This is a genomic window from Streptomyces sp. TRM64462, assembly GCF_013362995.1.
Lineage (GTDB): Bacteria > Actinomycetota > Actinomycetes > Streptomycetales > Streptomycetaceae > Streptomyces.
Map to the genome: position 1 here is coordinate 1 of NZ_JABWDV010000096.1, position 25,136 is coordinate 25,136.

23 protein-coding genes are annotated in these 25,136 nt (G+C 74.1%); 6 read left to right on the forward strand and 17 right to left on the reverse strand.

Annotated features, from left to right (window positions below):
• Positions 1 to 113: 113 nt before the first annotated feature.
• From HTZ82_RS04655 to infC, 8 genes are all read right to left on the reverse strand, one after another.
• Positions 114 to 1,229 carry a PP2C family protein-serine/threonine phosphatase gene (locus tag HTZ82_RS04655; RefSeq protein WP_175407984.1) on the reverse strand — a complete coding sequence of 372 codons (1,116 nt, stop codon included), beginning with the start codon at positions 1,227 to 1,229 and terminating at the stop codon, positions 114 to 116.
• Between the two features lie 213 nt (positions 1,230 to 1,442).
• The gene (pheT, locus tag HTZ82_RS04660) at positions 1,443 to 3,971 is read right to left on the reverse strand and encodes a phenylalanine--tRNA ligase subunit beta (RefSeq protein ID WP_175407985.1); all 2,529 of its coding nucleotides are present in this window, start codon (positions 3,969 to 3,971) and stop codon (positions 1,443 to 1,445) included.
• Positions 3,971 to 5,098, reverse strand: coding sequence for a phenylalanine--tRNA ligase subunit alpha (gene pheS / locus HTZ82_RS04665; RefSeq protein WP_175407986.1), 1,128 nt, complete (start codon positions 5,096 to 5,098; stop codon positions 3,971 to 3,973). The genes pheT and pheS overlap by 1 nt, the downstream gene beginning before the upstream one ends.
• A 150-nt stretch (positions 5,099 to 5,248) precedes the next feature.
• Positions 5,249 to 6,379, reverse strand: coding sequence for an ATP-binding protein (locus HTZ82_RS04670; RefSeq protein WP_175407987.1), 1,131 nt, complete (start codon positions 6,377 to 6,379; stop codon positions 5,249 to 5,251).
• A 54-nt stretch (positions 6,380 to 6,433) separates the two neighbouring features.
• Positions 6,434 to 7,291: an RNA methyltransferase gene (locus tag HTZ82_RS04675; protein ID WP_175407988.1), complete on the reverse strand. Its 858-nt coding sequence runs from the start codon at positions 7,289 to 7,291 to the stop codon at positions 6,434 to 6,436.
• Between the two features lie 191 nt (positions 7,292 to 7,482).
• A complete protein-coding gene (rplT, locus tag HTZ82_RS04680; RefSeq protein WP_071267962.1) occupies positions 7,483 to 7,869 on the reverse strand; it encodes a 50S ribosomal protein L20 in 387 nt (128 codons plus the stop codon).
• A gap of 134 nt (positions 7,870 to 8,003) precedes the next feature.
• Complete coding sequence (rpmI, locus tag HTZ82_RS04685; protein WP_010476245.1) at positions 8,004 to 8,198, reverse strand: 50S ribosomal protein L35; 195 nt, start codon at positions 8,196 to 8,198, stop codon at positions 8,004 to 8,006.
• Between the two features lie 115 nt (positions 8,199 to 8,313).
• On the reverse strand, positions 8,314 to 8,988 hold the full coding sequence (gene infC / locus HTZ82_RS04690; RefSeq protein WP_175407989.1) for a translation initiation factor IF-3: 675 nt from the start codon (positions 8,986 to 8,988) through the stop codon (positions 8,314 to 8,316).
• Between the two features lie 320 nt (positions 8,989 to 9,308).
• On the opposite strand from infC, the gene HTZ82_RS04695 reads away from it, so the two are divergent.
• Positions 9,309 to 9,707, forward strand: a complete 399-nt coding sequence (locus HTZ82_RS04695; protein ID WP_175407990.1) for a DUF1844 domain-containing protein — start codon at positions 9,309 to 9,311, stop codon at positions 9,705 to 9,707.
• Positions 9,708 to 9,746: 39 nt separating this feature from the next.
• On the opposite strand, the gene HTZ82_RS04700 is transcribed toward HTZ82_RS04695, so the two are convergent.
• The 3 genes from HTZ82_RS04700 to HTZ82_RS32860 all read right to left on the reverse strand — a co-directional run bounded on the left by HTZ82_RS04700 (position 9,747) and on the right by HTZ82_RS32860 (position 13,507).
• Positions 9,747 to 10,529 (reverse strand): SseB family protein, encoded by a 783-nt coding sequence (locus HTZ82_RS04700; protein WP_175407991.1) that lies wholly within the window; start codon positions 10,527 to 10,529, stop codon positions 9,747 to 9,749.
• A gap of 78 nt (positions 10,530 to 10,607) precedes the next feature.
• Entirely contained in the window at positions 10,608 to 11,792 is a 1,185-nt protein-coding gene (gene mycP, locus HTZ82_RS04705; RefSeq protein WP_175408002.1) for a type VII secretion-associated serine protease mycosin, read from the reverse strand.
• Positions 11,793 to 11,851: 59 nt separating this feature from the next.
• The gene (locus HTZ82_RS32860; protein ID WP_309235307.1) at positions 11,852 to 13,507 is read right to left on the reverse strand and encodes a hypothetical protein; all 1,656 of its coding nucleotides are present in this window, start codon (positions 13,505 to 13,507) and stop codon (positions 11,852 to 11,854) included.
• Positions 13,508 to 13,691: 184 nt separating this feature from the next.
• Here HTZ82_RS32860 and HTZ82_RS04715 point away from each other — a divergent pair, with 184 nt between their 5' ends.
• Positions 13,692 to 14,894 (forward strand): amino acid deaminase/aldolase, encoded by a 1,203-nt coding sequence (locus tag HTZ82_RS04715; RefSeq protein ID WP_175407992.1) that lies wholly within the window; start codon positions 13,692 to 13,694, stop codon positions 14,892 to 14,894.
• 48 nt (positions 14,895 to 14,942) lie between these two features.
• Here HTZ82_RS04715 and HTZ82_RS04720 read toward each other — a convergent pair whose 3' ends face one another.
• From HTZ82_RS04720 to HTZ82_RS04735, 4 genes are read right to left on the reverse strand one after another with little or no spacing between them, the layout of a single operon-like run.
• Positions 14,943 to 15,878, reverse strand: a complete 936-nt coding sequence (locus HTZ82_RS04720) for a DUF2510 domain-containing protein (protein WP_175407993.1) — start codon at positions 15,876 to 15,878, stop codon at positions 14,943 to 14,945.
• A 34-nt stretch (positions 15,879 to 15,912) separates the two neighbouring features.
• Entirely contained in the window at positions 15,913 to 16,698 is a 786-nt protein-coding gene (locus tag HTZ82_RS04725) for a 3-oxoacyl-ACP reductase (protein WP_175407994.1), read from the reverse strand.
• Positions 16,699 to 16,704: 6 nt separating this feature from the next.
• Positions 16,705 to 18,114: an aldehyde dehydrogenase family protein gene (locus tag HTZ82_RS04730; protein WP_175407995.1), complete on the reverse strand. Its 1,410-nt coding sequence runs from the start codon at positions 18,112 to 18,114 to the stop codon at positions 16,705 to 16,707.
• A 9-nt stretch (positions 18,115 to 18,123) separates the two neighbouring features.
• Positions 18,124 to 19,500 carry a glutamine synthetase family protein gene (locus HTZ82_RS04735; protein WP_175407996.1) on the reverse strand — a complete coding sequence of 459 codons (1,377 nt, stop codon included), beginning with the start codon at positions 19,498 to 19,500 and terminating at the stop codon, positions 18,124 to 18,126.
• A gap of 78 nt (positions 19,501 to 19,578) precedes the next feature.
• Between HTZ82_RS04735 and HTZ82_RS04740 the strand changes: the two genes are divergently transcribed.
• From HTZ82_RS04740 to HTZ82_RS04750, 3 genes are all read left to right on the forward strand, one after another.
• Positions 19,579 to 20,301: a FadR/GntR family transcriptional regulator gene (locus HTZ82_RS04740; protein ID WP_175407997.1), complete on the forward strand. Its 723-nt coding sequence runs from the start codon at positions 19,579 to 19,581 to the stop codon at positions 20,299 to 20,301.
• Positions 20,302 to 20,400: 99 nt separating this feature from the next.
• Positions 20,401 to 21,864, forward strand: a complete 1,464-nt coding sequence (gene eat / locus HTZ82_RS04745; RefSeq protein ID WP_175407998.1) for an ethanolamine permease — start codon at positions 20,401 to 20,403, stop codon at positions 21,862 to 21,864.
• 22 nt (positions 21,865 to 21,886) lie between these two features.
• On the forward strand, positions 21,887 to 22,567 hold the full coding sequence (locus HTZ82_RS04750; protein WP_175407999.1) for a gamma-glutamyl-gamma-aminobutyrate hydrolase family protein: 681 nt from the start codon (positions 21,887 to 21,889) through the stop codon (positions 22,565 to 22,567).
• A gap of 162 nt (positions 22,568 to 22,729) precedes the next feature.
• Here the strand turns inward: HTZ82_RS04750 and HTZ82_RS04755 are convergent, their stop codons facing one another.
• Positions 22,730 to 23,632: a LysR family transcriptional regulator gene (locus tag HTZ82_RS04755; RefSeq protein ID WP_175408000.1), complete on the reverse strand. Its 903-nt coding sequence runs from the start codon at positions 23,630 to 23,632 to the stop codon at positions 22,730 to 22,732.
• 71 nt (positions 23,633 to 23,703) lie between these two features.
• On the opposite strand from HTZ82_RS04755, the gene HTZ82_RS04760 reads away from it, so the two are divergent.
• The gene (locus HTZ82_RS04760; RefSeq protein WP_175408001.1) at positions 23,704 to 24,858 is read left to right on the forward strand and encodes a TDT family transporter; all 1,155 of its coding nucleotides are present in this window, start codon (positions 23,704 to 23,706) and stop codon (positions 24,856 to 24,858) included.
• Here the strand turns inward: HTZ82_RS04760 and HTZ82_RS04765 are convergent.
• Positions 24,785 to 25,136: helical backbone metal receptor (locus HTZ82_RS04765; RefSeq protein ID WP_217623671.1), on the reverse strand; the 352-nt coding region annotated here is incomplete at its 5' end. The two genes, HTZ82_RS04760 and HTZ82_RS04765, sit on opposite strands and share 74 nt — an antisense overlap.

Below are 25,136 nucleotides of genomic sequence, written 5' to 3' on the forward strand. Positions count from 1 at the left end.
GCTCACCAACAGCACAAGGCGAAGGTCCCGCGATGCCGGCATGATCCGCCGGACACTCCCTAGCCGCGCCACGGCGGTCGGCCGCACCGGCCCCGTACCCTCCGGTCCAGCCGCTATCGAGAGGAGGGTGCGGGCCGCGAACGGCGCAGACCGGAGTCGGCGGACTGCGCCGGGACGCGGGCGCACGGCGTGCGCGCCAGGTCGTTGCGTACGACGACGAGGGCCACGTCGTCGGCGAGGCGCCCGCCCGTGTGCGCCAGCAGGGCCGCGCGGACCCGCTCGACGACCGCGGCCGGCGGCTGCGGCTGGAGCGCGCCCGCGCGGGCGAGTTCGGCCAGGACGTCCTCCAGCGGGAAGAACCGCCCCGCGGCGTCCCGTGCCTCGTCCGCGCCGTCGGTGTGCAGGAACAGCGCCTCGCCCGGCAGCAGCCGCGCGCACCGCCGTACGGGCAGCGTGTCGGGCAGCGGGAACGCGCCGAGCGGCGGCAGCGGATCGCCCACGGCGAGCGGTTCGGCGCCGTGCCCGAGCCGATAGGGCCACGGGTGGCCGCAGTTGAGCGCCAGGATGTCGCCGTTGCGGCGGATGTCGAGCAGCAGGACGGTGACGAACTCCTCCGCCGACGGGCTCCCCCCGGTCCCGTGCGCGCCCTCGTCGCGCGCCCGCTCCCCCACGTACCGCTGGAGGGCCCGGTCGAGCCGCCGCAGCAGGCCGCCGAGGCCCGGTTCCTCGTACGCGGCCTCGCGGAAGCTGCCGAGGACGGCGGCGACCGCGCCGAACGAGGCCAGCCCGTGTCCCCGTACGTCTCCGATGATCACGCGCACGCCGTACGGCGTGGCCACCGCCTCGTACAGGTCGCCGCCGACGGCGGCGCCGCGCACAGCGGAGAGCTGCGTCGCGGCGAGGGACAGGCCCTCCAGGCACGCGGGCAGCGGCCGGAGCAGCACCTGCTGCGCGGCCTGGGCGACGGCTTCGACCTGGCGCAGTTCGCGGCGCAGGCTCCGGCAGGCGCCGACGACCAGGCCGGTGCCGACGGCGAAGAAGACGGCGCTGGTGGCGATCCGGGCGGCCACGCCCTCCTGTTGGGCCAGCGGGCAGGTCAGCTTCCAGGTGACGGCGACGGCGCCCCACAGCGTCGGCAGTGCGAGGGGCATGAGCCGGGTGAGCGGGCCGCGCCGGGTGGGCGGGGCGACGCGGGGCGCCCGGGGCCTCGCCGGTCTCCCTCGGATCATGCGGACCGCCCTTCTTCAGGCCCCTTGTCGCGGTCGGGACGATTCTGCCGATCGTCCCGGCAGGCCGGGAACGTCCACCAGACTTCTCACTCGAATGAGTGAGTAACCGCGCGAAGACACCCAGAACGGGAGGGGGAAACGCGCGGAGGGGCGCACCCGGTGGTTCCGGGCACGCCCCTCCGCAGGGCTCGCGAGCAGGCTCGCCGACGGACGTCAGGCGCCGCGCAGCACCGCGCCGGTCCGCTCGGCGGCCAGGGCCACCGCGGCGTCACGGGCGGCCGAGGCCTCCTCGACGGTCAGCGTGCGGTCGGCGGCGCGGAACCGCAGCGCGTACGCCAGGGACTTCTTGCCCTCGCCGATCTGCTCGCCGGTGAACGTGTCGAACAGCCGGATGGACTCGAGGAGTTCACCCGCGCCCTCGCGGAGCACGCGCTCCACGTCGGCGGCCGGCACGTCCTGGTCGACGACCAGGGCGACGTCCTGCGTGGCCACCGGGAAGGTGGAGATCCGCGGGGCGCGCACGAGACCGGCGGACGCCTGCTCGACGAGGTCGAGGTTCAGCTCCATCGCGCACGTACGGGCGGGCAGGCCGAGCGCCTTGACGACGCGCGGGTGCAGCTCGCCGGCGAAGCCGACGGTCTGCTCGGCGCCGTCGACGACGACGGCAAGGTGGGCGCAGCGGCCCGGGTGCCAGGGCCCGTACTGGCCCTGGCGGATGATCAGCTCCGTACCGGCCTCGCGGGCGACGGTCCGGGCGGCCTCGACCGCGTCGGCCCAGCCGGCCGGGCGGCCCTCGCCCCACCAGCCGGCCTGCTCGCGGGCCCCGGCGAGTACCACGGCGACGTGCCGCGGCTGGTGCGGCAGCACCGCGTTGACGCCCGCGAGCTCGGCGTCGGTCGGGCGGCGGTCGACGGTCAGCCGTACCGCGACGCCCGGCTCGGCGGGGGCGCGGAAGACCAGGCCGGTCTCGAAGAGGGCCAGGTCGTGGCTGCCGCGGCCGTCGTTGCGGCGCAGCGCGCCGAGGAGGCCGGGCAGCAGCGCGGTGCGCAGTGCGGGCTCCTCGTCGGAGAGCGGGTTGACGAGCGTGACGACCTTGCGGCACTCGTCGTCGGCCGGGATGTCGAGCTGGTCGAAGATCTGCTCGCTGATGAACGGGTAGTTCAGCGCCTCGACGTAGCCGGCGCCGGCCAGGGCGCGGCCCACGCGGCGGTGGGTGCGCTGCCGCTCGGTGAGCCCGCGGCCCGCCGGGGGCTTGGGGAGCGTGGAGGGCAGGTTCTCGTAGCCCTCCAGGCGGATGACCTCTTCGGCGAGGTCGTTGGGCTCGTTGAGGTCGGGGCGCCAGGACGGGACGGTGACGACGAGCTCGTCCTGCCCGTACACGTCGCAGCCGACCTGCTGGAGGCGGCGGACGACGGTCTCGCGGCCGTAGTGGACGCCGGCGACCCGGTCGGGGTGGTCGGCGTGCATCGCGACCGTGCGCGGGGCGCTCGGCGCGATGATCTCCGTGACGCCGGCCTCGGCGGTGCCGCCCGCGAGGAGGACCAGCAGGTCCACGGTGCGCTGCGCGGCGGCGGCCGCGGCCTGCGGGTCGACGCCCCGCTCGAACCGCTTGGACGCCTCGGAGGACAGCTTGTGGCGGCGCGCGGTGCGGGCGATGGAGATGGCGTCGAAGTGCGCGGCCTCGATGACCACCTCGGTGCTGCCCTGGACCTGGCCGGTCTCGGGGTCCGTCACCGCGTCGGCGATCTCGGTGTTGGCGCCGCCCATGACGCCCGCGATGCCGATGGGGCCGCGGTTGTCGGTGATGACGAGGTCGGCCGGGTCGAGGACGCGGACGGTGCCGTCGAGGGTGGTGATCTTCTCGCCGGGCTCGGCGCGGCGCACCCCGATCGCGCCGTCGAGCCGGCCGCGGTCGTAGGCGTGCAGCGGCTGGCCGAGTTCGAGCATCACGTAGTTCGTGACGTCGACGGCGAGGGAGATCGGGCGCATGCCGGCCTTCTGGAGGCGGCGGCGCAGCCAGATCGGGGAGCGGGCCTCCGGGTCGAGGCCGACGACGGTGCGCGCGGTGAAGCGGGAGCAGCCGATCGGGTCGGAGACCTGGACCGGGTAGCCGTACGAGTTGGGCGCGGGCACGTCGAGGAGCGCCGGGTCGCGCAGCGGCAGCCCGTACGCGATGGCGGTCTCGCGGGCGACGCCGCGCATCGACAGGCAGTAGCCGCGGTCGGGCGTGACGGCGATGTCGAGGACCTCGTCGTACAGCTCCAGCAGCGCGGTGGCGTCCGTGCCGACCTCGTGCTCGGGCGGCAGCACGATGATGCCGTGCGTACCGTCGTCGCCCATGCCGAGCTCGTCGCCGGAGCAGATCATGCCGCGGGAGACCCGGCCGTACGTCTTGCGCTCGGCGATCCGGAAGTCGCCGGGCAGCACGGCGCCGGGCAGGGCCACGACGACCTTGTCGCCCTCGGCGAAGTTCCGGGCGCCGCAGATGATCTCCTGGGGCTCGCCGGTGCCGTTGGCCTGGCCGACGTCGACGGTGCAGAAGCGGATCGGCTTCTTGAACTCGGTGAGCTCCTCGATGGTGAGGACCCTGCCCACCACGAGGGGGCCGGTGAGGCCGGCGCCGAGCTGCTCGACGGTCTCGACCTCCAGGCCCGCCGAAATCAGTTTGGCCTGTACGTCACGGCCAGTCTCCGTCGCCGGCAGGTCGACGTACTCCCGCAGCCACGAAAGCGGGACCCGCATCAGATCTCCATTCCGAACGGCCGGGTGAAGCGGACGTCACCCTCGACCATGTCTCGCATGTCCTCGACGCTGTGGCGGAACATCAGCATCCGCTCGATGCCGAAGCCGAACGCGAATCCGCTGTACTTCTCCGGGTCGACGCCGCAGGCGATGAGCACCTTGGGGTTGACCATGCCGCAGCCGCCGAGCTCGATCCAGCCCTCGCTGCCGCAGGTGCGGCAGGGCCGGTCCGGGTTGCCGACGGACTCGCCGCGGCAGACGTAGCAGAGCATGTCCATCTCGGCGGACGGCTCGGTGAAGGGGAAGAAGTTCGGGCGGAGCCGGGTCTTCATGTCCGGCCCGAAGAGCGCCTGGACCATGTGGTCGAGGGTGCCCTTGAGGTCGGCCATGGTGAGGCCCTCGTCGACGGCGAGCAGCTCGATCTGGTGGAAGACCGGGGTGTGCGTGGCGTCGAGCTCGTCGGTGCGGTAGACGCGGCCCGGGCACACGACGTACACGGGCGGCTCGCGGTCGACGAGCGTGCGCGCCTGCACCGGGGAGGTGTGGGTGCGCAGCACGATGCCGGATGCGTCGCCCTGGACGCCTTCGGGGCCCTGGACGAAGAAGGTGTCCTGCATCTGGCGGGCCGGGTGGTCGGGGACGAAGTTCAGGGCGTCGAAGTTGAACCACTCCGCCTCGACCTCGGGGCCCTCGGCGACCTCGTAGCCCATGGAGACGAAGACGTCGGTGACGCGCTCCATGAGGGTGGTGAGCGGGTGCCGGGCGCCGGGCGGGGTGCGGTCGTAGGGGAGGGTGACGTCCACCGCCTCCTCGACCAGCACACGGGCGTCGCGCTCGGCCTCCAGCTCCGCCTGCCGGGCGGCCAGCGCCTTGGCCACGGCGCCACGGGCCTGGCCGACGCGCTTGCCGGCCTCCGCCTTGGCGTGCGGGGGCAGGGCGCCGATCTCGCGGTTGGCGAGCGCGAGCGGCGAGGTGCCGCCCGTGTGCGCGACCTTGGCATGGGCGAGCTCGTCGAGGTCGCCCGCGGCCGCGAAGGCGGCGAGCGCCTCGTCCCGCATGCGCTCGATCTCTTGCGGTTTCAGTGCCTCGACCTCGACTGGGTCGTACGACTTGTTGGGTGCCGACATCTCTTCCCGTGCTTCCGAATGGGCTGGCTGGGGCCCCCGCTCGACGACCGAGGACGCAAAGGTGCCAAAGGACGAGTCTAACGGGGTACTGCGGACGCGGATGAGCCCGTGGGTCCCGGCGCGGGATCGTCCCGAAGTGTGGACGGTGCTTCAGAAGCCCTGGGTGAGGTACGCCGGTGCCGCCACCGGCAGGGTAAACCGGAATTCCGCGCCGCCGGACGGGCTGCGGCCGACGGTGATGGTGCCGCCGTGCGCCTCGACGATGCCCTTGACGATGTACAGGCCGAGGCCCGTGCCGCCACGGGTGCTCCCCCGCCAGAAGCGGGTGAAGACGCGGCCCATCGACTCCTCGGGGATGCCGGGGCCTTCGTCGCTCACGGTGACCGCCGTTCCTTTCTCGTCGTCGTCCGGGCCGCTGGGTGCCACGTCGATGGTGACGGTTCCCTCGCCGTGGCGCACCGCGTTTTCCAGGAGGTTGCCGAGGACCTGGTCGATCTTGTCGGGGTCGGCCCACAGATCGGGCAGCGGGCGGCGGACGCGTACGAAGAAGCGGTCCGGGGACTGGCCGCGGGCCGTGTGGGCCTGGATGTGCCGGCCGACGGCGGCGGCGAGGTCGACGGGCTGGCGGCGCACCTCCAGCCGTCCGGAGTCGATCCGGGAGATGTCGAGCAGCTCCGTGATCAGCCGTGTGACGCGGTTGGCGTCGGCGTCGACGGTCTCCAGGATGAGCCGCTTCTGCTCGTCGGTGAACCGGTCCCACTTGTCGAGGAGGGTCTTGGTGAAGCCCTTCACGGAGGTCAGCGGGGAGCGCAGCTCGTGCGCGACGGTGGCGATCAGTTCGGCGTGACTGCGTTCGGTGCGGCGCCGGGCCTCCGTGCCGCGCAGGGTGACCACGACGCGCCGGATGGGGCCGAGTGGCCGCTCGCGCACGTACCGGGCGGCGACGAGGACCTCGTGGCCTCCGGGCAGCAGCAGGTTGCGTTCGGGCTGGCCCGTGCGGGTGGCGAGGCCGCCGTACGGGTCGGTGAGCGGCCACCAGCGGCGGCCCTTGAGGTCCTCCAGGGGCAGCGCCTCGTCGAGGGGCCGTCCGAGTGCCCGCGCATGTGGTACGCCGGTGATGCGGGAGGCCTGGGCGTTGAAGCACACGACCCGGCCGTCCGCGTCGGCGACCACCAGCCCGTCGGGCAGGTCGTCGGGGTCGCAGTCGGGCACCCGGTGGTGAGCCGTCGGGGCGGCTAAACCGCCCTGGTGCTCCGCGTGCCTGCCCGTACCGAGCGTCATCCCCGTACCCCACCCCTCAGTGTTGCGCGACGGGCCCCCGAGCCCGTCACCCTACTAGCCGATGGCGACGGAGCGGCACCCTCCCGCAGCACGCTGCGCACGCGCGGACGCGTAGAGGCATACGGCGGCGGCGGTCGCGAGGTTCAGGCTCTCGGCCTTGCCGTGGATGGGGACGCGGACGACGGCGTCGGCGAGGGCGCGGGTCTCCTCTGGCAGGCCCCACGCCTCGTTGCCGAAGATCCACGCGGTGGGGCCGCCCATGGTGCCGGCGTCGAGCTCCGCGTCCAGGTCGTCGTCGCCCGCCCCGTCGGCGGCGAGCACCCGCACCCCGGCGTCCTTGAGTCCGGCGACGGCCTGCTGGACGGGGACGCCGACGGCGACGGGCAGGTGGAACAGGGAGCCGACGGAGGCGCGTACCGACTTCGGGTTGTACAGGTCGACGGAGGCGTCCGTGAGGACGACGGCGTCGGCCCCGGCGGCGTCGGCGCAGCGCAGCACGGTCCCGGCGTTGCCGGGGTCCCGTACGTGGGCGAGTACGGCGACCAGCTTGGGCCGGGCGGCCAGGATGTCGTCGAACGGCGAGTCGAGGAAGCGGCACACGCCGACGAGGCCCTGCGGTGTGACGGTCTGGGAGAGCTCGGCGATGACGGCGTCCGAGGCGAGGTGGACGCGGGCCCCGGCGGCGCGGGCCGCGTCGACGATGTCGGTGTACCGGGCGGCGGCCTCGGTGGTGGTGAAGAGTTCGAGCAGCGTCGGCTCGCCGTCCGGGCCGCGGTGGGCGACGGCCTCCCGGACGGCCTGCGGGCCCTCCGCGATGAAGCGGCGCTCCTTGCCCCGGAAGTTGCGCTTGGCGAGCCGCCTGGCGGCGGCGACGCGCGGGGAACGCGGGGAGATCAGCTCGGGGGTGCCCATGGTGCTCGGCGGCTCTTTTCCTCGTACGTACGCGGGGGTCGGCGCGGCGCGCCGGCGGACGCGGGGCGCGGCGCGGTGACGCTGGCGGTCGCGGGGCGCGGTGGCGGGCGCGGTGGCGGTGCGGGGACAACGCGCCGGACCCGCAGGCGCGGGGCCTGCGGGTCCGGTCGGAAGAACGGCGGCCTGGACGATCAGGCGGCGGCCTTCGGGGCGTTGACGTCGCTCGGGAGGGCCTTCTGGGCGACCTCGACCAGGGCGGCGAACGCGTTGGCGTCGTTGACCGCGAGCTCGGCCAGGATCTTGCGGTCGACCTCGATGTTCGCGGCCTTCAGACCCTGGATGAAGCGGTTGTACGTGATGCCGTTGGCGCGGGCAGCGGCGTTGATGCGCTGGATCCACAGCTGGCGGAAGTCACCCTTGCGCTTCTTGCGGTCGTTGTAGTTGTAGACCAGCGAGTGGGTGACCTGCTCCTTGGCCTTGCGGTACAGGCGGGAGCGCTGACCGCGGTAGCCGCTGGCCTGCTCGAGGATCGCACGGCGCTTCTTGTGAGCGTTGACTGCGCGCTTGACGCGTGCCACTTGTTAACTCCTTGTAGCGGGGCCGTGGGGGACGTCACACGGCCCGGGAACGATTGGGTCCCGGTGGTCGGGCTTCCGGCCGTCTCGTCATCGGGTGCGAGGGCCGGGGGCTCGGATCAGATCCGATCGATCGCTCAGATGCCCAGCATCTTCTTGATCTTGGCGCTGTCACCCGGGGCCATCTCGGCGTTGCCAGTGAGGCGGCGCGTCAGCTTGGACGACTTGTGCTCGAGCAGGTGGCGCTTGCCGGCGCGCTCACGGAGCACCTTGCCGGAGCCGGTGATCTTGAAGCGCTTCTTGGCACCGCTGTGCGTCTTGTTCTTCGGCATCGCGCCGTTCTCTCCTCGTCAGTGGCGCTCCCAGCCGGTCCGGGGACCGGCGCGTGGGAGCGTCAGATGGATCGTTTCGCGTCCTGGGCGGTCGCCCGGGACACGGCCTTGCTGGCTACTGGGCGGACGGGTCCGCCTGGGCGGGCTGGCCCTGGCGCTCCGCCTTGCGGGCGGCCTGCGCCTCGCGGGCCTCGGCCATGGCCTCGGTCTTCTTCTTGTGCGGACCGAGAACCATGATCATGTTGCGGCCGTCCTGCTTCGGGTTCGACTCGATGAACCCGAGGTCCTGGACGTCCTCCGCGAGCCGCTGCAGGAGCCGGTAGCCGAGCTCCGGCCGGGACTGCTCGCGACCACGGAACATGATCGTGATCTTGACCTTGTCGCCCTGCTTGAGGAACCGGACGACGTGACCCTTTTTGGTGTCGTAGTCGTGCGGGTCGATCTTCGGCCGGAGCTTCATCTCCTTGATGACCGTGTGCGCCTGGTTCTTGCGCGCCTCACGGGCCTTCATGGCCGACTCGTACTTGAACTTGCCGTAGTCCATGAGCTTGCACACGGGCGGACGGGCGTTCGCCGCGACCTCGACCAGGTCGAGGTCGTACTCCTGGGCAAGCTCCAGGGCCTTGGCGAGCGGAACGATTCCGACCTGCTCGCCGCTGGGACCGACAAGTCGCACCTCGGGAACGCGAATCCGGTCGTTGATGCGGGGCTCGGCGCTGATGGATCCTCCTCGGTAGCACCACGCGACCGCCTGGCGGACGGACGCGTAACGTCTGTTTAGTGAGACCAACCGCGCCGGCGCATGAAAAATGCCCCGGACGGGACACAGGCGGGGCTCCTCGTACTACCGGAGCACCGACACGGCATGCCGCGGGGCGCTTTCTTCGGGCGGGTCCATCGTCCGTACGGAACGATGGGCGCCGCCTGACCGGTGACCCGCCGTCCCGGAGGACGGCCAGGTGGGAGAGCGGAGCCTCCACTTGTGGGCCGGAGCTCATACGGTTCCGGCCGGTCGTCACACCAGGCTACCAGCAGTCCGGGGGTGCGCCCAACCGGGCGGGCGGCGCCCGGCGCGCGGGGCGGCGGGGGGCTGCGCATATCGTGTGGGGCATGAGTGACGCCACGCCCAGCCGGCCCGCCCCCGAGGCCTCCGACGCCCCCGACAGCCCTGACAGCCCCGACTTCTCCGCTCTGACCCGCGACATCGCGGAGGTCCCGGCGGTCGAGGTGATCGTCACGGTCGCCGTCAACCTGATGAGCGCCGCGGCCGTGAAGCTCGGGCTGACCGAGGAGGGCGACAAGTACAAGGACCTCGACGAGGCGCGGAAGCTGGTCCACGCGCTGGCGGGTCTGCTCGACGCGGGCGCGACGGAGATCAGCTCGTTCCACGCGGCGCCGCTGCGGGACGGCCTGAAGTCGCTGCAGCTGGCGTTCCGCGAGGCGTCGATCGTCCCGGACGAGCCGGGCCAGGGGCCGGGCGAGAAGTACACGGGGCCGGTGTTCGGCTGAGACCCGCAGCCGAGACCCGTACGGGTCCGGGTCGGGTCGTCAGTTCCGTACGTAGAAGGGCTCGCCCGGTGGGGTGGCGTCGGCCGGCAGGAGTGCCAGGTCGAGGCCGCGCACCAGGCGGGCCCTCAGTGTGTCGTCGGCCGCCAGGGCCTGGGCGACGCGGCGGGCCGCCTCGGCGGGCGGGGCGTCCGGGGACAGGACCAGGGCGAGGGTGCCGTCGGCTTCGCCGCCGCGGCCCAGGTACGCGCGGCGCACGGCCGGTTCGGCGGCGGCCAGGGCCCGGACGGCGTCCGTGACGGCCGGGTCGTCGAGCGGGTGGGTGCTGGTGCGGCCCTCGGCGACGGCCAGGAGGGCGCGGCCGGTCAGCGCGTACGGGACGGGGCCCGCCATGTCCAGGACCAGCGTGTCGGCCTTCTCATGGGCGACCGCCTGGAGGGCCTGGTGCAGGGGTACGGCGACGGGCCGGGCGGCCGGGTCCCAGCGGGCGAGCGAGTCGGTGGACGTGAACGCGGGGAGGGCGCGGCGGTCGCCCGCCGTGAGCGTGGGGACGGCCATGTCGCTGGTCTTCTCGCGGCGCAGCCCGCCCACCCGTCTCCCACCACCGCCCTTATTCGACGCTTCGCGGCCCCCCTCGATGTCCTCCTCGACCTCGCCCAGTACGGCGACGACGGGGACGAGGAGCCGGGCGTCCTTCAGCGCCTCCAGGACCTGGGGTTCCGCTGTGCGGTCCTCGGCCCAGGCCGCGAGGGCCGCGGAGAGCCGGGGGTCGCAGGAGCCGTCGTCATCGGAGAAGCCGGGGTCCGGGATGTTCTTGAGCGCCACGTGCCGAGCCTAACCGGGGCGGTACGTCCGGCCGTACGGCGGCCTCCCCCGTACGGGGCGCCCATGCCGTACGGGGCCTCACTCCGTACGGCGGCCGCCGCGCCACAGGACGACGGATACGGCGAGCAGGACCGCGCCGACGCCGCCGGTGACCGGGGCGACGAGGTCGGCGGGCTCCTCCTCCTCGGGTGCGGGCTGCGGGCCGGGGCCGAAGTAGGGGCCGCTGTAGCCGGCGGTGGCGGCCTTCGGGTCGGCGGGCCGGAGCTTCCCGCCGGCCTCGATGGCGGCGGCCGGGTCGACGGTTCCGTAGCCCTTGTCGTCGTCGCGGCCGCCCTCGGGGCCGTCGCGGGCCGTGTCCGCGATGAGCTTCTTGATCTGCGCGGGCGTGAGGCCGGGGTGGGCGGCGCGGACCAGGGCGACGGCGCCGGAGACGAACGCGGAGGCGGCGCTGGTGCCCCAGCCCTCGTAGTACTTGCGGTCCGGGTCGGCGATGACGACGTCGACGCCGGGGGCGCTGACGGTGGCGTACCAGCGGCTCGTGGAGAAGGAGGCGTGGGTGCCGTAGCGGTCGACGGCGGTGACGGCGATGACGCCGGGGTAGGCGGCCGGGTACGAGGCCCGGTCGCCCTTCTCGCCGCCGTTGCCGGCGGAGGCGACGACGACGGCGCCCTTGGACAGGGCGTACTGGACGGCGGCGTCCTCGGCGGCCTCGGGGTGCGCGGACTCGCTGTCGTCGCCGAGTGAGAGGTTGATCACGTCGGCGCCCTGGTCGGCGGCCCAGCGGATGCCCTGGGCGAGGGCGCTGCCGCGGGTGTGGCGGGCGCGGGTGCGGGCCTTGTCGCCGCCTTCGAGGATGACCCGTACGGGGAGGATCTTGGCTTCGGGTGCGACGCCGAGTACGCCGTCGCCGCCGCCGGGGCCGTGTCCGTGGCCCGCGATGATGCCGGCCATGGCGGTGCCGTGGCGGGCCCAGGCGCGGTCGCCGCGCTCGGCTCCGAAGCCGATGAAGTCCTTGCCGGCGAGGACGTTGCCGGCGAGGTCGGGGTGGGTGTCGTCGACGCCGGTGTCGAGGACGGCGACGGTGATGCCTTCGCCCCTGGTGGTCTGCCAGGCCTTGTCGGTGTTGAGGGCCTCGATGCCCCACTGCCGGGCGCGGATGGCGTCGGCCTGGGCGGGGGTGGCGGGCAGTACGGCGAAGACGGTGGCGGTCAGGGCGGCGAGGAGGGCACGGGCGGTGCGGGAGGTGCGGGGGGCGCGGCCGATGTGGGGGGCGCGGCCGATGTGGGGGGTACCTGCGGTGCGGGTGGTAGCGGAGGTGTGCTTCACGGTGCGGTGGCCCCCTTTTCGGCCTGGGCCTTCTCCGGGTCGACGGCCGCGGTGACGGCCTCGCGGAGGCCGTGCTCTATGCGGTCGGCGACGCCGCGGGCGTCGTGGCCGAGGCCGGCTTGGGCGGGGGCCGTGGTCTGGCCCTTGACCATGGCCTCCTGAGCGGGCTGGGGGGTGGTGACGGAGCGGCCGTCGGCGAAGCCCGAGACGGCGAAGACGACGACGGGCACTTCGGTGAGGACGTCGATGTGCCAGCTCGCGCGCTGCGGGTTGCCGAATCCCGCGGCGACGGTGCCGGGGGCGGGGAGCGCCGGGGGTATGAGGTCCGGGCGCCTGTCGAGGCCGCCGTCGGTGAAGCGGGTGTGCAGAGCGGTCATGCCGGGGGCGTCGCTGTCCATGAAGACGAGGCCGACGGTGGTGACGCTGGTGGCGGTCGCGTCGGTGTACGTGGCGCGCAGCACGCGCAGGCAGCCGGCCGGGTCCAGGATCTGGGCCAGGCCGGGATGGAGGGCGCTGGCGCAGGGCGCGTCGGGGGCGACGGCGACACGCGTCCAGGTGCGGTCGGCTCCGCCGGGGCCGGCGCCGTCGCCCTTGAGGGTGCGCGGGAACAGGGTGTCCACCGGGGTGCTGTGCCACAGGGTGGCGGCCTCGGTGTAGGCGGTTCGGGCCGGCTGGTCGCCGGAGTCGCGGAGGAGCCAGGCCCCGGCGGCCGCCCCGCCGATGAGCCCGAGCCCGAGGACCAGGCTGGTGACGGCGGCGACGGTACGGCCGGTGCGCCGCTCCCGGATCGGCCGCAGCCGCGTGGTGGTCTCGGCAGGCGCCTCGGGCGGCGCCCAGGCCCCGAACCCCTGATGCGCGTACGGCTGCGGGGGTACGGCTCGGCCGGGCTCGCCCCACGGCGCGGCGGGCACCCCGCGGCCCCCGGCGGCGGGCTGCGCGGCGCGTGCGCCAGGGCCCTCCGGACCCACGGCACCCACGGGCGCCGAGGGCTGCCCCGGGGCGCTCCGGGGCCCGGGTACGCCGCCCTGGCGCGCTGCGGCGGGCTCACCGGGGGCCGCGGTGGTGCGGGACGGGGCGGACTCGCCGGACGCGCGGGACGGGGCGGACTCGCCGGACGCGCGGTGCCCCTCGGGCGGGACCGGACCTGCGCCGGTGGGCCGCGCGGGGCCTGCGAGGCGGTTCGAGGCCGCCGCCTGCAGCGTGTCCGCCGAGGCGGTGCGGGGCGTGGCACCCGCTGCCGTACCGGACGGGCCAGCCGGGGCGGTGGGTGCCGAGGGCTCCGGCTGCGCCGGAACGTGGCCGGCAGGCGGGGCAGCGGGGCCGCGTGTCCCGGGTGCGGCCGGGGCGCCGGGGTTCGAGGGGCGGCGGTCCGTGTCCGAGGGGTTGGCGGGACGGGCCGCCTCCGAGGCGGTGGGACGGTGTTCGGGCCGGGGCGGAATCCGGCGTGGGACCGTCGGCGCGGGGGCGTTCGCATGCGGCGGGGTCTGGACCGTGCCGTCGGTGGTCGTCGCGGGTGCCGCCGCCGATGCTGTCGCCGCCGGGGCGGTGCCGTTCGCAGGGGTTACGGAGGCGGGGCGGAGGCGGGTGGTGCGTTCCACGTCCGGCTCGGGGGGCAGGCCGGGCGGCTGCGGGCGCCGTGCGTCGGTGCTCATCCGCCCCCCATCGTCGTCGTACCTGTACGCCGTCGGGGCAGGCCCGTTCGCCAGCGTGTAGGCGTCACTCTAAAGGCTGTGGACGGCGCGTCGGGAACGAGCCCGCAGGTCGGGGCGGTTCTGACCGGAACGTCCCCCTCCACGCCCCCTACCGCCCGGTAGTCGCTTCTGGCACGCTCTGGCCATGACTCCCCGTGCCGCTGACCACGCCCGGTACGACCGGGCCACCGCCGCTCTCGACGCCCCACTCGCGATCGTGGACCTGGACGCCTTCGACGCGAACGCCGACGATCTCGTACGGCGGGCCGGCGGCAAGCCGATACGGGTCGCGAGCAAATCGGTGCGCTGCCGCGCGCTGCTGGAACGGGTGCTCGCCCGGCCGGGCTTCGCGGGGGTCATGTCGTTCACGCTGGACGAGTCGCTGTGGCTGGCGCGGGCCGGGTTCGACGACGTCCTGCTGGCGTATCCGTCCGCCGACCGGGCCGGGTTCGCCGAGCTGGCCGGGGACGCCAAGGCGGCGCGCGCCGTCACCGTCATGGTGGACGACCCCGCGCAGCTCGCGCTGATCGACGCCGCCCGGGACGGCGGACGCGAAGAGGTACGGGTCTGCCTGGAGCTGGACACGTCGCTGCACCTGCTCGGCGGCCGCGTACGGATCGGGGCGCGGCGCTCGCCGCTGCGCGAGCCCGCCCAACTCGCCGAGCTGGCCCGGTCGGTGGCGCGTCGGCCCGGGTTCCGGCTGGTGGGGCTCATGGCGTACGAGGGGCATGTCGCCGGGGTCGGTGACGCGGTCGCCGGGCGGCCGCTCCAGTCGCGTGCCGTACGGCTGATGCAGGCCGTGGCGCGGCGGGAACTGGCGGAGCGCCGCGCGGCGGTGGTGGCGGCGGTGCGGGCGGTGGCGCCGGACCTGGAGTTCGTGAACGGGGGCGGTACGGGCAGCGTGCAGTTCACCGTGGCCGAGGACGCCGTGACCGAGGTCGCCGCCGGGTCCGGGCTCTATGTGCCGCGGCTCTTCGACAACTTCTCCTCCTTCAGCGGGCGGCCCGCCGCGCTGTTCGCGCAGCCCGTCGTGCGCCGTCCCGGCGTGGGTGTCGTCACCGTGCTCGGCGGCGGCTACCCCGCGTCGGGTGCGGCGGGCAAGGACCGGCTGCCCGTCCCGTATCTGCCGGAGGGGCTGCGCTACCACCCGCAGGAGGGTCCGGGCGAGGTGCAGACCCCGCTGCTGGGTGCGGCCGCCGACGATCTGCTGATCGGCGACAAGGTGTGGTTCCGGCACGCGAAGGCGGGCGAGTTGTGCGAGCGGTTCGACCGGCTCCATCTGGTCGAGGGCGACCGCGTGACGGCCGTCGTGCCCACGTACCGGGGTGAAGGGCTCACCTTTCTCTGAGCCCCGGGCCCCCGAGCCCCCGAGCCCCCGAGCCCCCCTGGGGCCCCGTCAGTTGCCGCCCGGCGCGATGCTGCTGCCCACGCCGCCGCTCGTCGCGCTGCCGATGGGGCGGATGCCCTTGGCGATCTCGTCCATGAGCGACAGCGAAGGACCCTCCGGGCCGCCGTCGAACGCGAACCGTACGACGACCGGTGTCCCGGTGCCGCCGGGCGACGGGAACACCAGCGACTGGACGTGACCGCCCGCGCCCTTGACCGTGGTGACCTGCCAGCGGACCAGGTAGCCGGTGCGGCCGGCGACGACGGCCGGGCGGGCCGCGACCTCCTTGTGGGAGCTCATGCCGCCGTACGGCTTGCTGCGGATCTTGCCGTCGCCGAAGAACTCGTCGGCCGCCTTGGCGATGTCCTCCTTGGCCATGGCCTCGGGCGTGGTCGCCGTGGACGCGAGCGTACGGGAGCTGACCTGGCCGTGGCGGCAGTAGCCGCTGCCGCCGGGGCAGCGGACGGATTCGGTGGTGGTCATGGTGGCGCCGTCGTAGACGCCGTACTGGGGCTTCTCCCAGCCCTCGGGGACGGGCAGCGTGATGCCGTTGAGCTGGTCGACCAGGACGGACGGGTCCTCGGACGGGGACGCGGAGGCGGTCTCCGACGGTTCGGCGGGCTCCGCGGGTTCCGTCGGCGCGGCCCCGGTCGCGGCGGACGCCGGGGGCTGCTTCGCGTCCGGGGGCGGCTCGTCGCCGCCGGGGCGGAACACGAGTACGGCGGCGACCACGACCGCCGCCACGGCGGCTGCCGCGACGGCGATCTGGACGGCCCGCCGATTGCGGTTCGGGGGCACGACGACGGCCACCGGCTGCTGCTGCGGGTGCGGCCCGCCGCCGGCCGCCGGGCGGGTGTGCGCGGTCCACGTGGTGCCGTCCCACCACCGTTCGACGGTGGGAGCGGAGGGGTCGGGGTACCAGCCCGGCGGTGTCGTCATGCTCATGCAGTCAGCGTATCCAGGTCCCCGTGGCGGGGGTTCACAGCGGGGTGACGTACGCGCCCGAGATGCCGCCGTCCACGAGGAAGTCCGTCGCGTTGACGAACGACGAGTCGTCGCTCGCGAGGAACGCCACGGCCGCCGCGATCTCCTCGGCCTCCGCGAACCGGCCGACCGGGATGTGCACGAGGCGGCGCGCCGCCCGCTCCGGGTCCTTGGCGAACAGCTCGCGCAGCAGCGGCGTGTTGACGGGGCCCGGGCACAGGGCGTTGACGCGGATGCCCTCGCGCGCGAACTGCACGCCCAGCTCACGGGACATGGCGAGGACGCCGCCCTTGGACGCGGTGTACGAGATCTGGCTGGTGGCCGCGCCCATGATCGCCACGAAGGACGCCGTGTTGATGATGGAGCCCCTGCCCTGGCGGCGCATGTACGGGATGGCGGCCTTGCAGCACAGGTAGACGGACGTGAGGTTGACGTCCTGGACGCGCTTCCACGCCTCCAGGCCGGTCTCCAGGATGGAGTCGTCGTCGGGCGGCGAGATGCCGGCGTTGTTGAAGGCGACGTCGACGCTGCCGTAGGTGTCGTACGCGGTCTTGAACAGCGCCTCGACCTGCTCGGGGTCGGTGACGTCGACCCGTACGAAGAGGCCCCCGACCTCGTCGGCGGCCGCCTTGCCGGCCTTCTCGTCGATGTCGCCGCACACGACGTGCGCGCCTTCGGCGGCGAGGCGGCGGGCGGCGGCGAGGCCGATGCCGCTGCCGGCGCCGGTGATGACGGCGGTGCGGCCGACGAGGCGGCGGCAGATGATGTCGTTCTCGGTCATGGTGGTTCAGGCCTCCGTGCTGATGAAGACGTTCTTGGTCTCGGTGAAAGCGGCGAGGGCGTCCGGGCCCAGTTCGCGGCCGATGCCGGACTGCTTGTAGCCGCCGAACGGGGTCCAGTAGCGGACGCTGGAGTGGGAGTTGACGGACAGGTTGCCGGCCTGGACCGCCTGCGAGACGCGCAGGGCGCGGCCGACGTCGCGGGTCCAGATGGAGCCGGACAGGCCGTAGTCGGTGGCGTTGGCGAGGCGTACGGCGTCGGCCTCGTCGTCGAAGGGGAGCACGGCGGCGACGGGGCCGAAGATCTCCTCGGTGGCGGCGGGCGCGTCGGGTGCGAGGCCGGTGAGGACGGTCGGCGGGTACCAGAAGCCGGGGCCTTCCGGTGCGCTGCCGCGGACGGCGTCGGCGCCGTCGGGGACGTAGGACCGTACGCGGTCGAGCTGGGCGCGGGAGATGAGCGGGCCCATCTGGGTCCGCTCGTCGGCCGGGTCGCCGACGACGACCTTCTCGACGGCGGGGGCGAGGATCTCCATGAACCGGTCGTACGCGCCGCGCTGGACGAGGATGCGGGTGCGGGCGCAGCAGTCCTGGCCGGCGTTGTCGAGGAACGCCATGGGGGCGGCGAGGGCGGCGGCCTCGATGTCGGCGTCCGCGAAGACGATGTTGGGGCTCTTGCCGCCGAGTTCGAGCGTGACGCGCTTCACGCGGTCGGCGCAGCGGGCCATGATGCCCTTGCCGACGCGGGTGGACCCGGTGAAGACGATCTTCGCGACGCCGGGGTGTTCGACGAGGGCGGTCCCGGCCACCGGGCCTTCGCCCGGGAGCACCTGGAAGAGGTGCTCGGGCAGGCCCGCCTCCAGGGCGAGCTCGGCGAGGCGGAGGGCGGTGAGCGGGGTGGTCTCGGCGGGCTTGAGGAGCACGGCGTTCCCCGCCGCGAGGGCCGGGGCGGTGCCCCAGGCGGCGATCGGCATGGGGAAGTTCCAGGGCGCGATGACGCCCACCACGCCGAGGGGTTCGAGGATCGTCACGTCGATGCCGCCGGGTACGGGGATCTGCCGGCCGGTCAGCCGTTCCACTCCCCCGGCGGCGTAGTCGAGGAGGTCGCGGACGTTGCCGGTCTCCCAGCGGGCGTTGCCGACGGTGTGGCCGGCCTCGCGGACCTCCAGGAGGGCCAGCTCCTCCAGGTGGTCGTCGACGACGGCGGCGAAGCGCCGCAGCAGGCGGGCGCGGTCGGCGGGGGCGGCGGCGGCCCAGGCGCGCTGGGCACGGGCGGCCCGGGTGACGGCGGTGTCCACGTCGGCGGCGGACGCGGCCGGGACGGTGGCGACGACCTCTTCGGTGGCGGGGCTCAGGACGTGGAGCTCGGTGGTCTCGGCGGTCTCGGCGGTCTCGGCGGTCTCGGCGGTCTCGGCGGTCAACTTCAGGCCTCACATGCGTTCGAAGGAGCGGCGCAGCTCCCAGTCGGTCACGGCGGCGTCGAAGGCGGCGAGTTCGACACGCGCCATGTTGGCGTAGTGCGCGACGACCTCGTCGCCGAAGGCGGCTTTCGCGAGGGCGCTGTTCTCCCACAGCTCGGCGGCCTCGCGGAGGGTGGTGGGGACGTGTTCGTAGTCGCCGGAGTAGGCGTTGCCGGTGCACGGCTCGGGGAGTTCGAGCTGCTGCTCGATGCCGTACAGGCCGGCGGCGACCAGCCCGGCGACGGCGAGGTACGGGTTGACGTCGCCGCCGGGGAGGCGGTTCTCGAAGCGGGTGGACCGGCCGTGGCCGACGATCCGGAGGGCGCAGGTCCGGTTGTCGTGACCCCAGGCGACGGCGGTGGGGGCGAAGGAGCCGGGCTGGAAACGCTTGTACGAGTTGATGTTCGGGGCGTAGAGAAGGGAGAAGTCGCGGAGCGCGGCCAGTTGCCCGGCGAGGAAGTGGCGCATGACGGGCGACATGGCGGCCACGCTGCCCGCCGGGCCGTCGCCGGCCATGACGTTGCGGCCGTCGGCGTCCTGGAGGGAGAGGTGGATGTGGCAGGAGTTGCCCTCGCGCTCGTTGTACTTCGCCATGAAGGTGAGCGAGACGCCCTCCTGGGCGGCGATCTCCTTGGCGCCCGTCTTGTAGACGGAGTGGTGGTCGCAGGTGGTGAGGGCCTCGTCGTAGCGGAAGGCGATCTCGTGCTGGCCGGGGTTGCACTCGCCCTTGGCGGACTCGACGGTCAGGCCGGCGCCCGCCATGTCGTTGCGGATGCGGCGCAGGAGGGGTTCGACGCGGCCGGTGCCGAGGATCGAGTAGTCGACGTTGTACTGGTTGGCGGGCGTGAGGCCCTGGTAGCCGGCGTCCCAGGCCTGCTCGTAGGTGTCCTTGAAGACGATGAACTCCAGCTCGGTGCCGACGTGCGCGGTGTAGCCGTGCTCGGCGAGCCGCTCCAGCTGGCGGCGGAGGATCTGGCGGGGCGCGGCGACGACGGGGGCGCCGTCGTGCCAGGCGAGGTCGGCGATGAGCATGGCCGTGCCGGGGTGCCAGGGGACGCGGTGCAGCGTCGCCGGGTCGGGCCGGAGGGCGAAGTCGCCGTAGCCGGTGGACCAGGAGGACATGGCGTAGCCGTCGACGGTGTTCATGTCGGTGTCGACGGCGAGCAGGTAGTTGCAGCCCTCGGTGCCGTGCTCCAGCACCTCGTCGAGGAAGAAGGGCGCGGCGAACCGCTTGCCCTGGAGGCGGCCCTGCATGTCGGGGAAGGCCAGGACGACGGTGTCGATCTCGCCGCTCGCGACGAGGGCGCGGAGCTCCTCGACGGACAGCGGGGGTGTGCGGTCTGCCACGGGGTGGGTCCTCCTTGGATCAGCCGGAAGCCATAAGGTATGCGTGAGGACCATTGATTGGGAAGAGGAGACGGCCAGATGGTGAGGCAGGCGTCCGACCGGTTGACGCCCGTGCTGCGGCCGGTGCGGGCGGGGAACGGGTTCGAGGAGGCTCTGGAGCAGATCCTCCAGGTGGTGCGGCTCGGCCTGGTGCCCGCCGGGGAGCGGCTGCCGGCGGAGCGCGAGCTGGCCGAGCGGATGGGGATCAGCCGGGTCACGCTGCGCGAGGTGCTCAAGGTGCTGCAGGAGCAGGGGCTGCTGGAGAGCCGGCGCGGGCGGTACGGCGGAACGTTCGTGCTGCGCCGGGACCGCGAGTACGGCGAGGCCGAGCTGCGGCGCCGGATCGCGGCCGTGGACCTGGAGGACGCGCTGCGGTTCCGCGAGGTGCTGGAGGCCGGCGCGGCCGGGCTGTGCGCGGGGCGGGGGCTGGCGGGCGCGGACGCCGAGCGGCTGCGTACGGCGCTGCGGGCCACGCACGACGCGCCGCTGGACGACTACCGGCGCCAGGACACGCTGCTGCACCTGACCCTCGCCGAGCTGTCCGGGTCGCCGACGCTGACCGCGCAGTACGCGGCCGTGCGGGCCACGGTGAACGACCTGCTGGACTGCATACCGCTGCTCGTACGGAACCTGGAGCACGCGCAGCACCAGCACGACGCGCTGGTGGAGGCGGTCCTGGAGGGCGACGCGGACGGCGCGCGCGAGGTGGCGCGTGAGCACTGCGCGGGGACGGCGGCACTGCTGCGCGGGTTCCTGGCGTAACCCGAACGTAACGCACGGGGCTTGCGCTGCCCGTGCGACCACCGCAAAGGTATGGCTCCATTCCATTGGGCTGGACCCGAGCGGAGAGCTGACGCTGCCATGACGCTGGAAGAGACCAAGGGCACCACAGTACCCACGGGGACTGGTGCCGCTCCGACCGACGACTATCTGAAGCGCCGCGCACTGCGGCAGGGCAGCGCCGGCTGGCTGCTGCTCACCGGACTCGGCGTCGGGTACGTCGTCTCGGGCGACTACTCCGGCTGGAACATCGGCCTCGCGGAGGGCGGCTTCGGCGGGCTGGCCATCGCGATGGTCCTCATGGGCGCGATGTACGCGTGCCTCGTCTTCGCGCTCGCCGAGCTGTCCGCGATCCTGCCCGCGGCGGGCGGCGGCTACGGCTTCGCGCGCCGGGCGCTCGGCACCTGGGGCGGGTTCCTCACCGGCACGGCCATCCTCATCGAGTACATCCTCGCCCCGGCCGCCATCTCCATCTTCATCGGCGACTACGTCGAGTCCCTGGGCCTGTTCGGCCTGGAGTCGGGCTGGCCGGTGTACCTGGCCTGCTTCGCCGTCTTCATCGGCATCCACCTGTGGGGCGTCGGCGAGGCCCTGCGCTTCAGCCTGATCGTGACGGCCATCGCGGTGGCGGCGCTGCTGATCTTCGCGGTGGGGGCGTTCACCGAGTTCAGGGCGGACGGCCTCGACGACATCCCGGTGGACACGACCGCCTTCGGCGCGAGCTCCTGGCTGCCGTACGGGCTGCTCGGCATCTGGGCGGCGTTCCCGTTCGGGATGTGGTTCTTCCTCGGCGTGGAGGGCGTGCCGCTCGCAGCCGAGGAGGCCAAGGACCCGGTCAGGTCGATGCCCAGGGCGATGTCCCTGTCGATGGGCGTGCTGGTGCTGCTCGCCGTGGTGACGTTCTTCGCGGCGACCGGGGTGCGGGGCGCCACGGCCATCCAGGACGCGGGCAATCCGCTGGTCGTGGCGCTGGAGGGGGACGGCGGGCCGACCGCGCTGAGCCGGTTTGTGAACTACGCGGGCCTGGCCGGCCTGGTGGCGTCGTTCTTCTCGCTGATCTACGCGGGCTCGCGCCAGCTCTTCGCCCTGTCCAGGGCCGGTTACCTGCCCCGGTTCCTGTCGCTGACGAGCCGCCGCAAGTCCCCGTACCTCGGGCTGCTGATCCCGGGCGCGATCGGCTTCGCGCTGGCCGCAGGGACCGGGGACGGGGCGCGGATGCTGAACATCGCGGTGTTCGGCGCGACCATCTCGTACGCCATGATGGCGCTCTCCCACATCGTGCTGCGGCGCCGCGAACCGCACCTGGAGCGCCCGTACCGCACGCCCGGCGGGGTGGTGACCTCGTCGGTCGCCTTCGCGCTGGCGCTGTCCGCGCTCGTGGCGACGTTCCTGGTCGACAAGGACGCCGCGGTCATGGCACTCGGGGTGTACGTCGTCGCCGTCGCGTACTTCGCGTTCTACAGTCGGCACCGTCTCGTCGCGAGCGCGCCCGAGGAGGAGTTCGCGGCGCTGGCGGCGGCCGAGGCCGAGCTCGACCGCAGGTGAGCACGTGAAAGGACCGCTCCGGATGACCAAGCCCCTCGTCGGCGTGACGACCTACCTCGACCCCGCCCGGTGGGGTGTCTGGGACCTGCCCGCGGCGCTGCTGCCCGCCGCGTACCCGCGGCTGGTCCAGGCGGCGGGCGGCATCGCCGCCCTGCTGCCGCCCGACGCGCCGTCCGTGGCGGCGGAGACCGTCGCCCGGCTCGACGCGCTCGTCGTCGCGGGCGGCGCGGATGTGGAGCCCGTACGGTACGGGGCCGCGCCCGACCCCAGGACGGGCCCGCCCGCACGGGACCGCGACGCCTGGGAGCTGGCCCTGCTGGACGCGGCCCTCGCGGCGGGCACCCCGGTGCTGGGCATCTGCCGGGGCATGCAGCTCCTGAACGTCGCCGTCGGGGGCACGCTCGTCCAGCACGTGGACGGCCATGTGGAGCGGGTGGGCCACTTCGGGCGGCACACGGTCAAGCCGGTCCCGGGCACCCGCTACGCCTCCCTGGTCCCGGAGGCGACGGACGTGCCGACGCACCACCACCAGGCCGTGGACCGCCTGGGCGCGGGGCTCGTGCCGTCCGCCCACGCCGAGGACGGCACGGTCGAGGCCGTCGAACTCCCGGACGGCTGGGTGCTGGGCGTCCAGTGGCACCCGGAGATGGGCGACGACATCCGGGTGATGAAGGGCCTGGTGCGGGCGGCGGGAGATCGATGAGCCGCCGTTCCGCTGTGGGCATGCGTTCCGCCTTGGGGGTCCCTCCTGCACGAAGTGCTTGGGGGAGGAACGGGTGGGCACAGCGGAACGGCCCTGCGGCCTGAGCGTTCGCAGCCCGGCGCACCCCTGCGCGGCGGCCGGACCGGTGGCCGCGCTGCCACCTCAGCGGGCCCTGGACAAGGACAGGAGGTCCCGGGCCGGCCCCGTGGGGCGCGGGCCCCGGGGCCAGACGGCGCGCAGGTCGCGGCGCAGGTCGACCGCCTGGACCGGGACCTCGACCAGGCGGCGGGACGACAGTTCCTCGGTGACCGCCAGTTCGCTGAGGACCGCGGGACCCGCGCCGCTCACCGCCGCGGCCTTCACCGCGGTCGTCGACGCCAGCTCCAGCAGCGGCGCCGCCAGCCCCCCGTACCCGGCGAGCGCCGAGTCCAGCACCTGGCGCGTACCGGACCCGTACTCGCGCAGCACCAGCGGCGTCGCCGCCAGCTCGGCGGGCGTGACCGGCGCCCTGCGGCGGGCCCACCGGTGGGAGGGCGCCGCCACGACCACCAGCCGGTCGCGGGCGACCACGACCCCGTTCAGCCCGTCCGGGACGGCGAGCCCCTCCACGTACCCGAGGTCCGCCTCGCCCGCGAGCAGCGACGCCGCCACCGCCGCCGAGTTGCCCGCCCGCAGCGACACCGCCGTGTCCGGCCGGTCCGCGCGCAGCGCGATCAGCCACCCCGGCAGCAGGTACTCGGCGATCGTCATGGACGCGGCGACCCGCAGCCGGGAGTCCCGGCGGTCCCGCAGCGCCTGGGCGCCCGCGTCGAACGCCTCCGCCGCCTCCACCACGCGGCGCGCCCAGTCCGTGACGAGGGCGCCCGCGTCCGTGAGCCGGGAGCCGCGCGGCGAGCGGTCGACGAGGGCGACACCGAGCTGCCGTTCCATGGACCGGATACGGCTGCTCGCGGCGGGCTGGGTGATCCCCACCTCGCGCGCCGCCCTGCCCAGGCTGCCGTGCCGGGCCACGGCCAGGAGGAGTTCCAGGGCGCCGAGATCGGGCACACGATGCGACAGGCTCATAACGCCAGCTTATGGCCCCATAGCGGAAACGTCCCTGGTCGGGTGGGTTCCGGGCGGCGAGGGTGGAGGTTATGGCACGGACACTCGCCCAGCCCGGCGGCGCCGAAGGCGTCCGCCCGCTCCCCCGCGCACGCCGTTTCCCCGCCGTCCGGCACCTCGGCCCCAACTGGTACGCCGCCGTCATGGGCACCGCGATGGCCGCCAACGCGGGCGCGGGCCTCCCCGTCCACGTGCCGGGCCTGCGGACGGTGTGCACGGCGCTGTGGGCGCTGTCCCTGGTGCTGCTGGCAGGGCTGCTCACCGCCCGGGCGCTGCACTGGACGCACCACCGCGACCAGGCGCGGGCGCATCTGCTGGACCCGGCGGTCGCGCCGTTCTACGGCTGCCTGGCGATGGCGCTGCTGTCGGTGGGCGGGGGCTCGCTGCTGGTGGGGCGCGACTGGATCGGCACAGGCGCGGCGGTCGCGCTGGACGCGGTGCTGTTCACCGCGGGGACGGTGACCGGCCTGGCCGCGGCGGTGGCCGTTCCGTACCTGATGGTCGTACGGCACCGGGTCGGCGCCGGCGACGCGTCGCCGGTGTGGCTGCTGCCGGTGGTCGCGCCGATGGTGGCGGCGGCGCTGGGGCCGCTGCTCGTCCCGTATCTGCCGGCGGGGCAGGCGCGGGCGACGCTGCTGGTGCTGTGCCACGCGCTGTTCGGGCTGAGCCTCCTGGCGGTACTGCTGATGCTGCCGCTGGTGTTCGGGCGCCTGCTGACGGCCGGGCCGCCGCCGGTGGCGCTGACGCCGGCGCTGCTGCTGGTGCTGGGCCCGCTGGGCCAGTCCACGACGGCCGTGAACGCCTTCGCGGACGCCGCGCCCGGAGTCCCGTACGCGGGGCGGCTCGCGGCCCTGTACGGGGTGCCGGTCATGGGCTTCGCGCTGCTGTGGCTGCTGCTGGCGGGAGCGCTGGTGGCGCGGGCACGGCGGCGCGGCATGCGGTTCGGCATGACGTGGTGGGCGTTCACGTTCCCGGTCGGGACGTGTGTGACGGGCCTTGAGGGGCTGGCGCGGCACACGGGCCTCGCGACGCTGAGCGGGGCGGCTGTGGTGCTGTACGCGGTGCTGGTGGCGGCCTGGGCGGTGGCGGCGTGGGGGACGGTACGGGGCGTGCTCAGCGGAACGCTGCTCGCAGCGCCCGGCTCAGCACCGCGGGCGCCTCGGCGAGCGACGGCCCGTACCACGTGAGGTGCCGCCCGTCGACCAGGGCGGCGGGCAGCCCGGCGAACGCCTCGGGCCCGTCGTCGGCGGTGAACCGGTACGGCTCGTCGGGCAGCACGACGAGATCGGCCCCGGCGGCGCGCAGCTCGTCGACCGGGACGCGCGGATAGCGCTCGGCGTGCCCCGCGTACACGTTGACCACGCCGAGCCGCGCCAGCAGATCCCCGGCGAACGTCTCCCGTCCCAGCACCATCCACGGCCGCCGCCACACCGGCACGACGGCCCGCAGACACGAACCCCCTGCC

Coding starts and splice junctions, on each gene's coding strand:
- pheS (WP_175407986.1), bottom strand. CDS start 5,098: ATGTCGGCACCCAACAAGTCGTACGACCCAGTCGAGGTCGAGGCACTG.
- HTZ82_RS04670 (WP_175407987.1), bottom strand. CDS start 6,379: ATGACGCTCGGTACGGGCAGGCACGCGGAGCACCAGGGCGGTTTAGCC.
- HTZ82_RS04740 (WP_175407997.1), top strand. CDS start 19,579: ATGGTGAGGCAGGCGTCCGACCGGTTGACGCCCGTGCTGCGGCCGGTG.
- rpmI (WP_010476245.1), bottom strand. CDS start 8,198: ATGCCGAAGAACAAGACGCACAGCGGTGCCAAGAAGCGCTTCAAGATC.
- HTZ82_RS04720 (WP_175407993.1), bottom strand. CDS start 15,878: ATGAGCATGACGACACCGCCGGGCTGGTACCCCGACCCCTCCGCTCCC.
- HTZ82_RS04725 (WP_175407994.1), bottom strand. CDS start 16,698: ATGACCGAGAACGACATCATCTGCCGCCGCCTCGTCGGCCGCACCGCC.
- HTZ82_RS04750 (WP_175407999.1), top strand. CDS start 21,887: ATGACCAAGCCCCTCGTCGGCGTGACGACCTACCTCGACCCCGCCCGG.
- eat (WP_175407998.1), top strand. CDS start 20,401: ATGACGCTGGAAGAGACCAAGGGCACCACAGTACCCACGGGGACTGGT.
- HTZ82_RS04675 (WP_175407988.1), bottom strand. CDS start 7,291: ATGGGCACCCCCGAGCTGATCTCCCCGCGTTCCCCGCGCGTCGCCGCC.
- HTZ82_RS04755 (WP_175408000.1), bottom strand. CDS start 23,632: ATGAGCCTGTCGCATCGTGTGCCCGATCTCGGCGCCCTGGAACTCCTC.
- HTZ82_RS04655 (WP_175407984.1), bottom strand. CDS start 1,229: ATGATCCGAGGGAGACCGGCGAGGCCCCGGGCGCCCCGCGTCGCCCCG.
- HTZ82_RS04715 (WP_175407992.1), top strand. CDS start 13,692: ATGACTCCCCGTGCCGCTGACCACGCCCGGTACGACCGGGCCACCGCC.
- pheT (WP_175407985.1), bottom strand. CDS start 3,971: ATGCGGGTCCCGCTTTCGTGGCTGCGGGAGTACGTCGACCTGCCGGCG.
- HTZ82_RS32860 (WP_309235307.1), bottom strand. CDS start 13,507: ATGAGCACCGACGCACGGCGCCCGCAGCCGCCCGGCCTGCCCCCCGAG.
- HTZ82_RS04695 (WP_175407990.1), top strand. CDS start 9,309: ATGAGTGACGCCACGCCCAGCCGGCCCGCCCCCGAGGCCTCCGACGCC.
- HTZ82_RS04760 (WP_175408001.1), top strand. CDS start 23,704: ATGGCACGGACACTCGCCCAGCCCGGCGGCGCCGAAGGCGTCCGCCCG.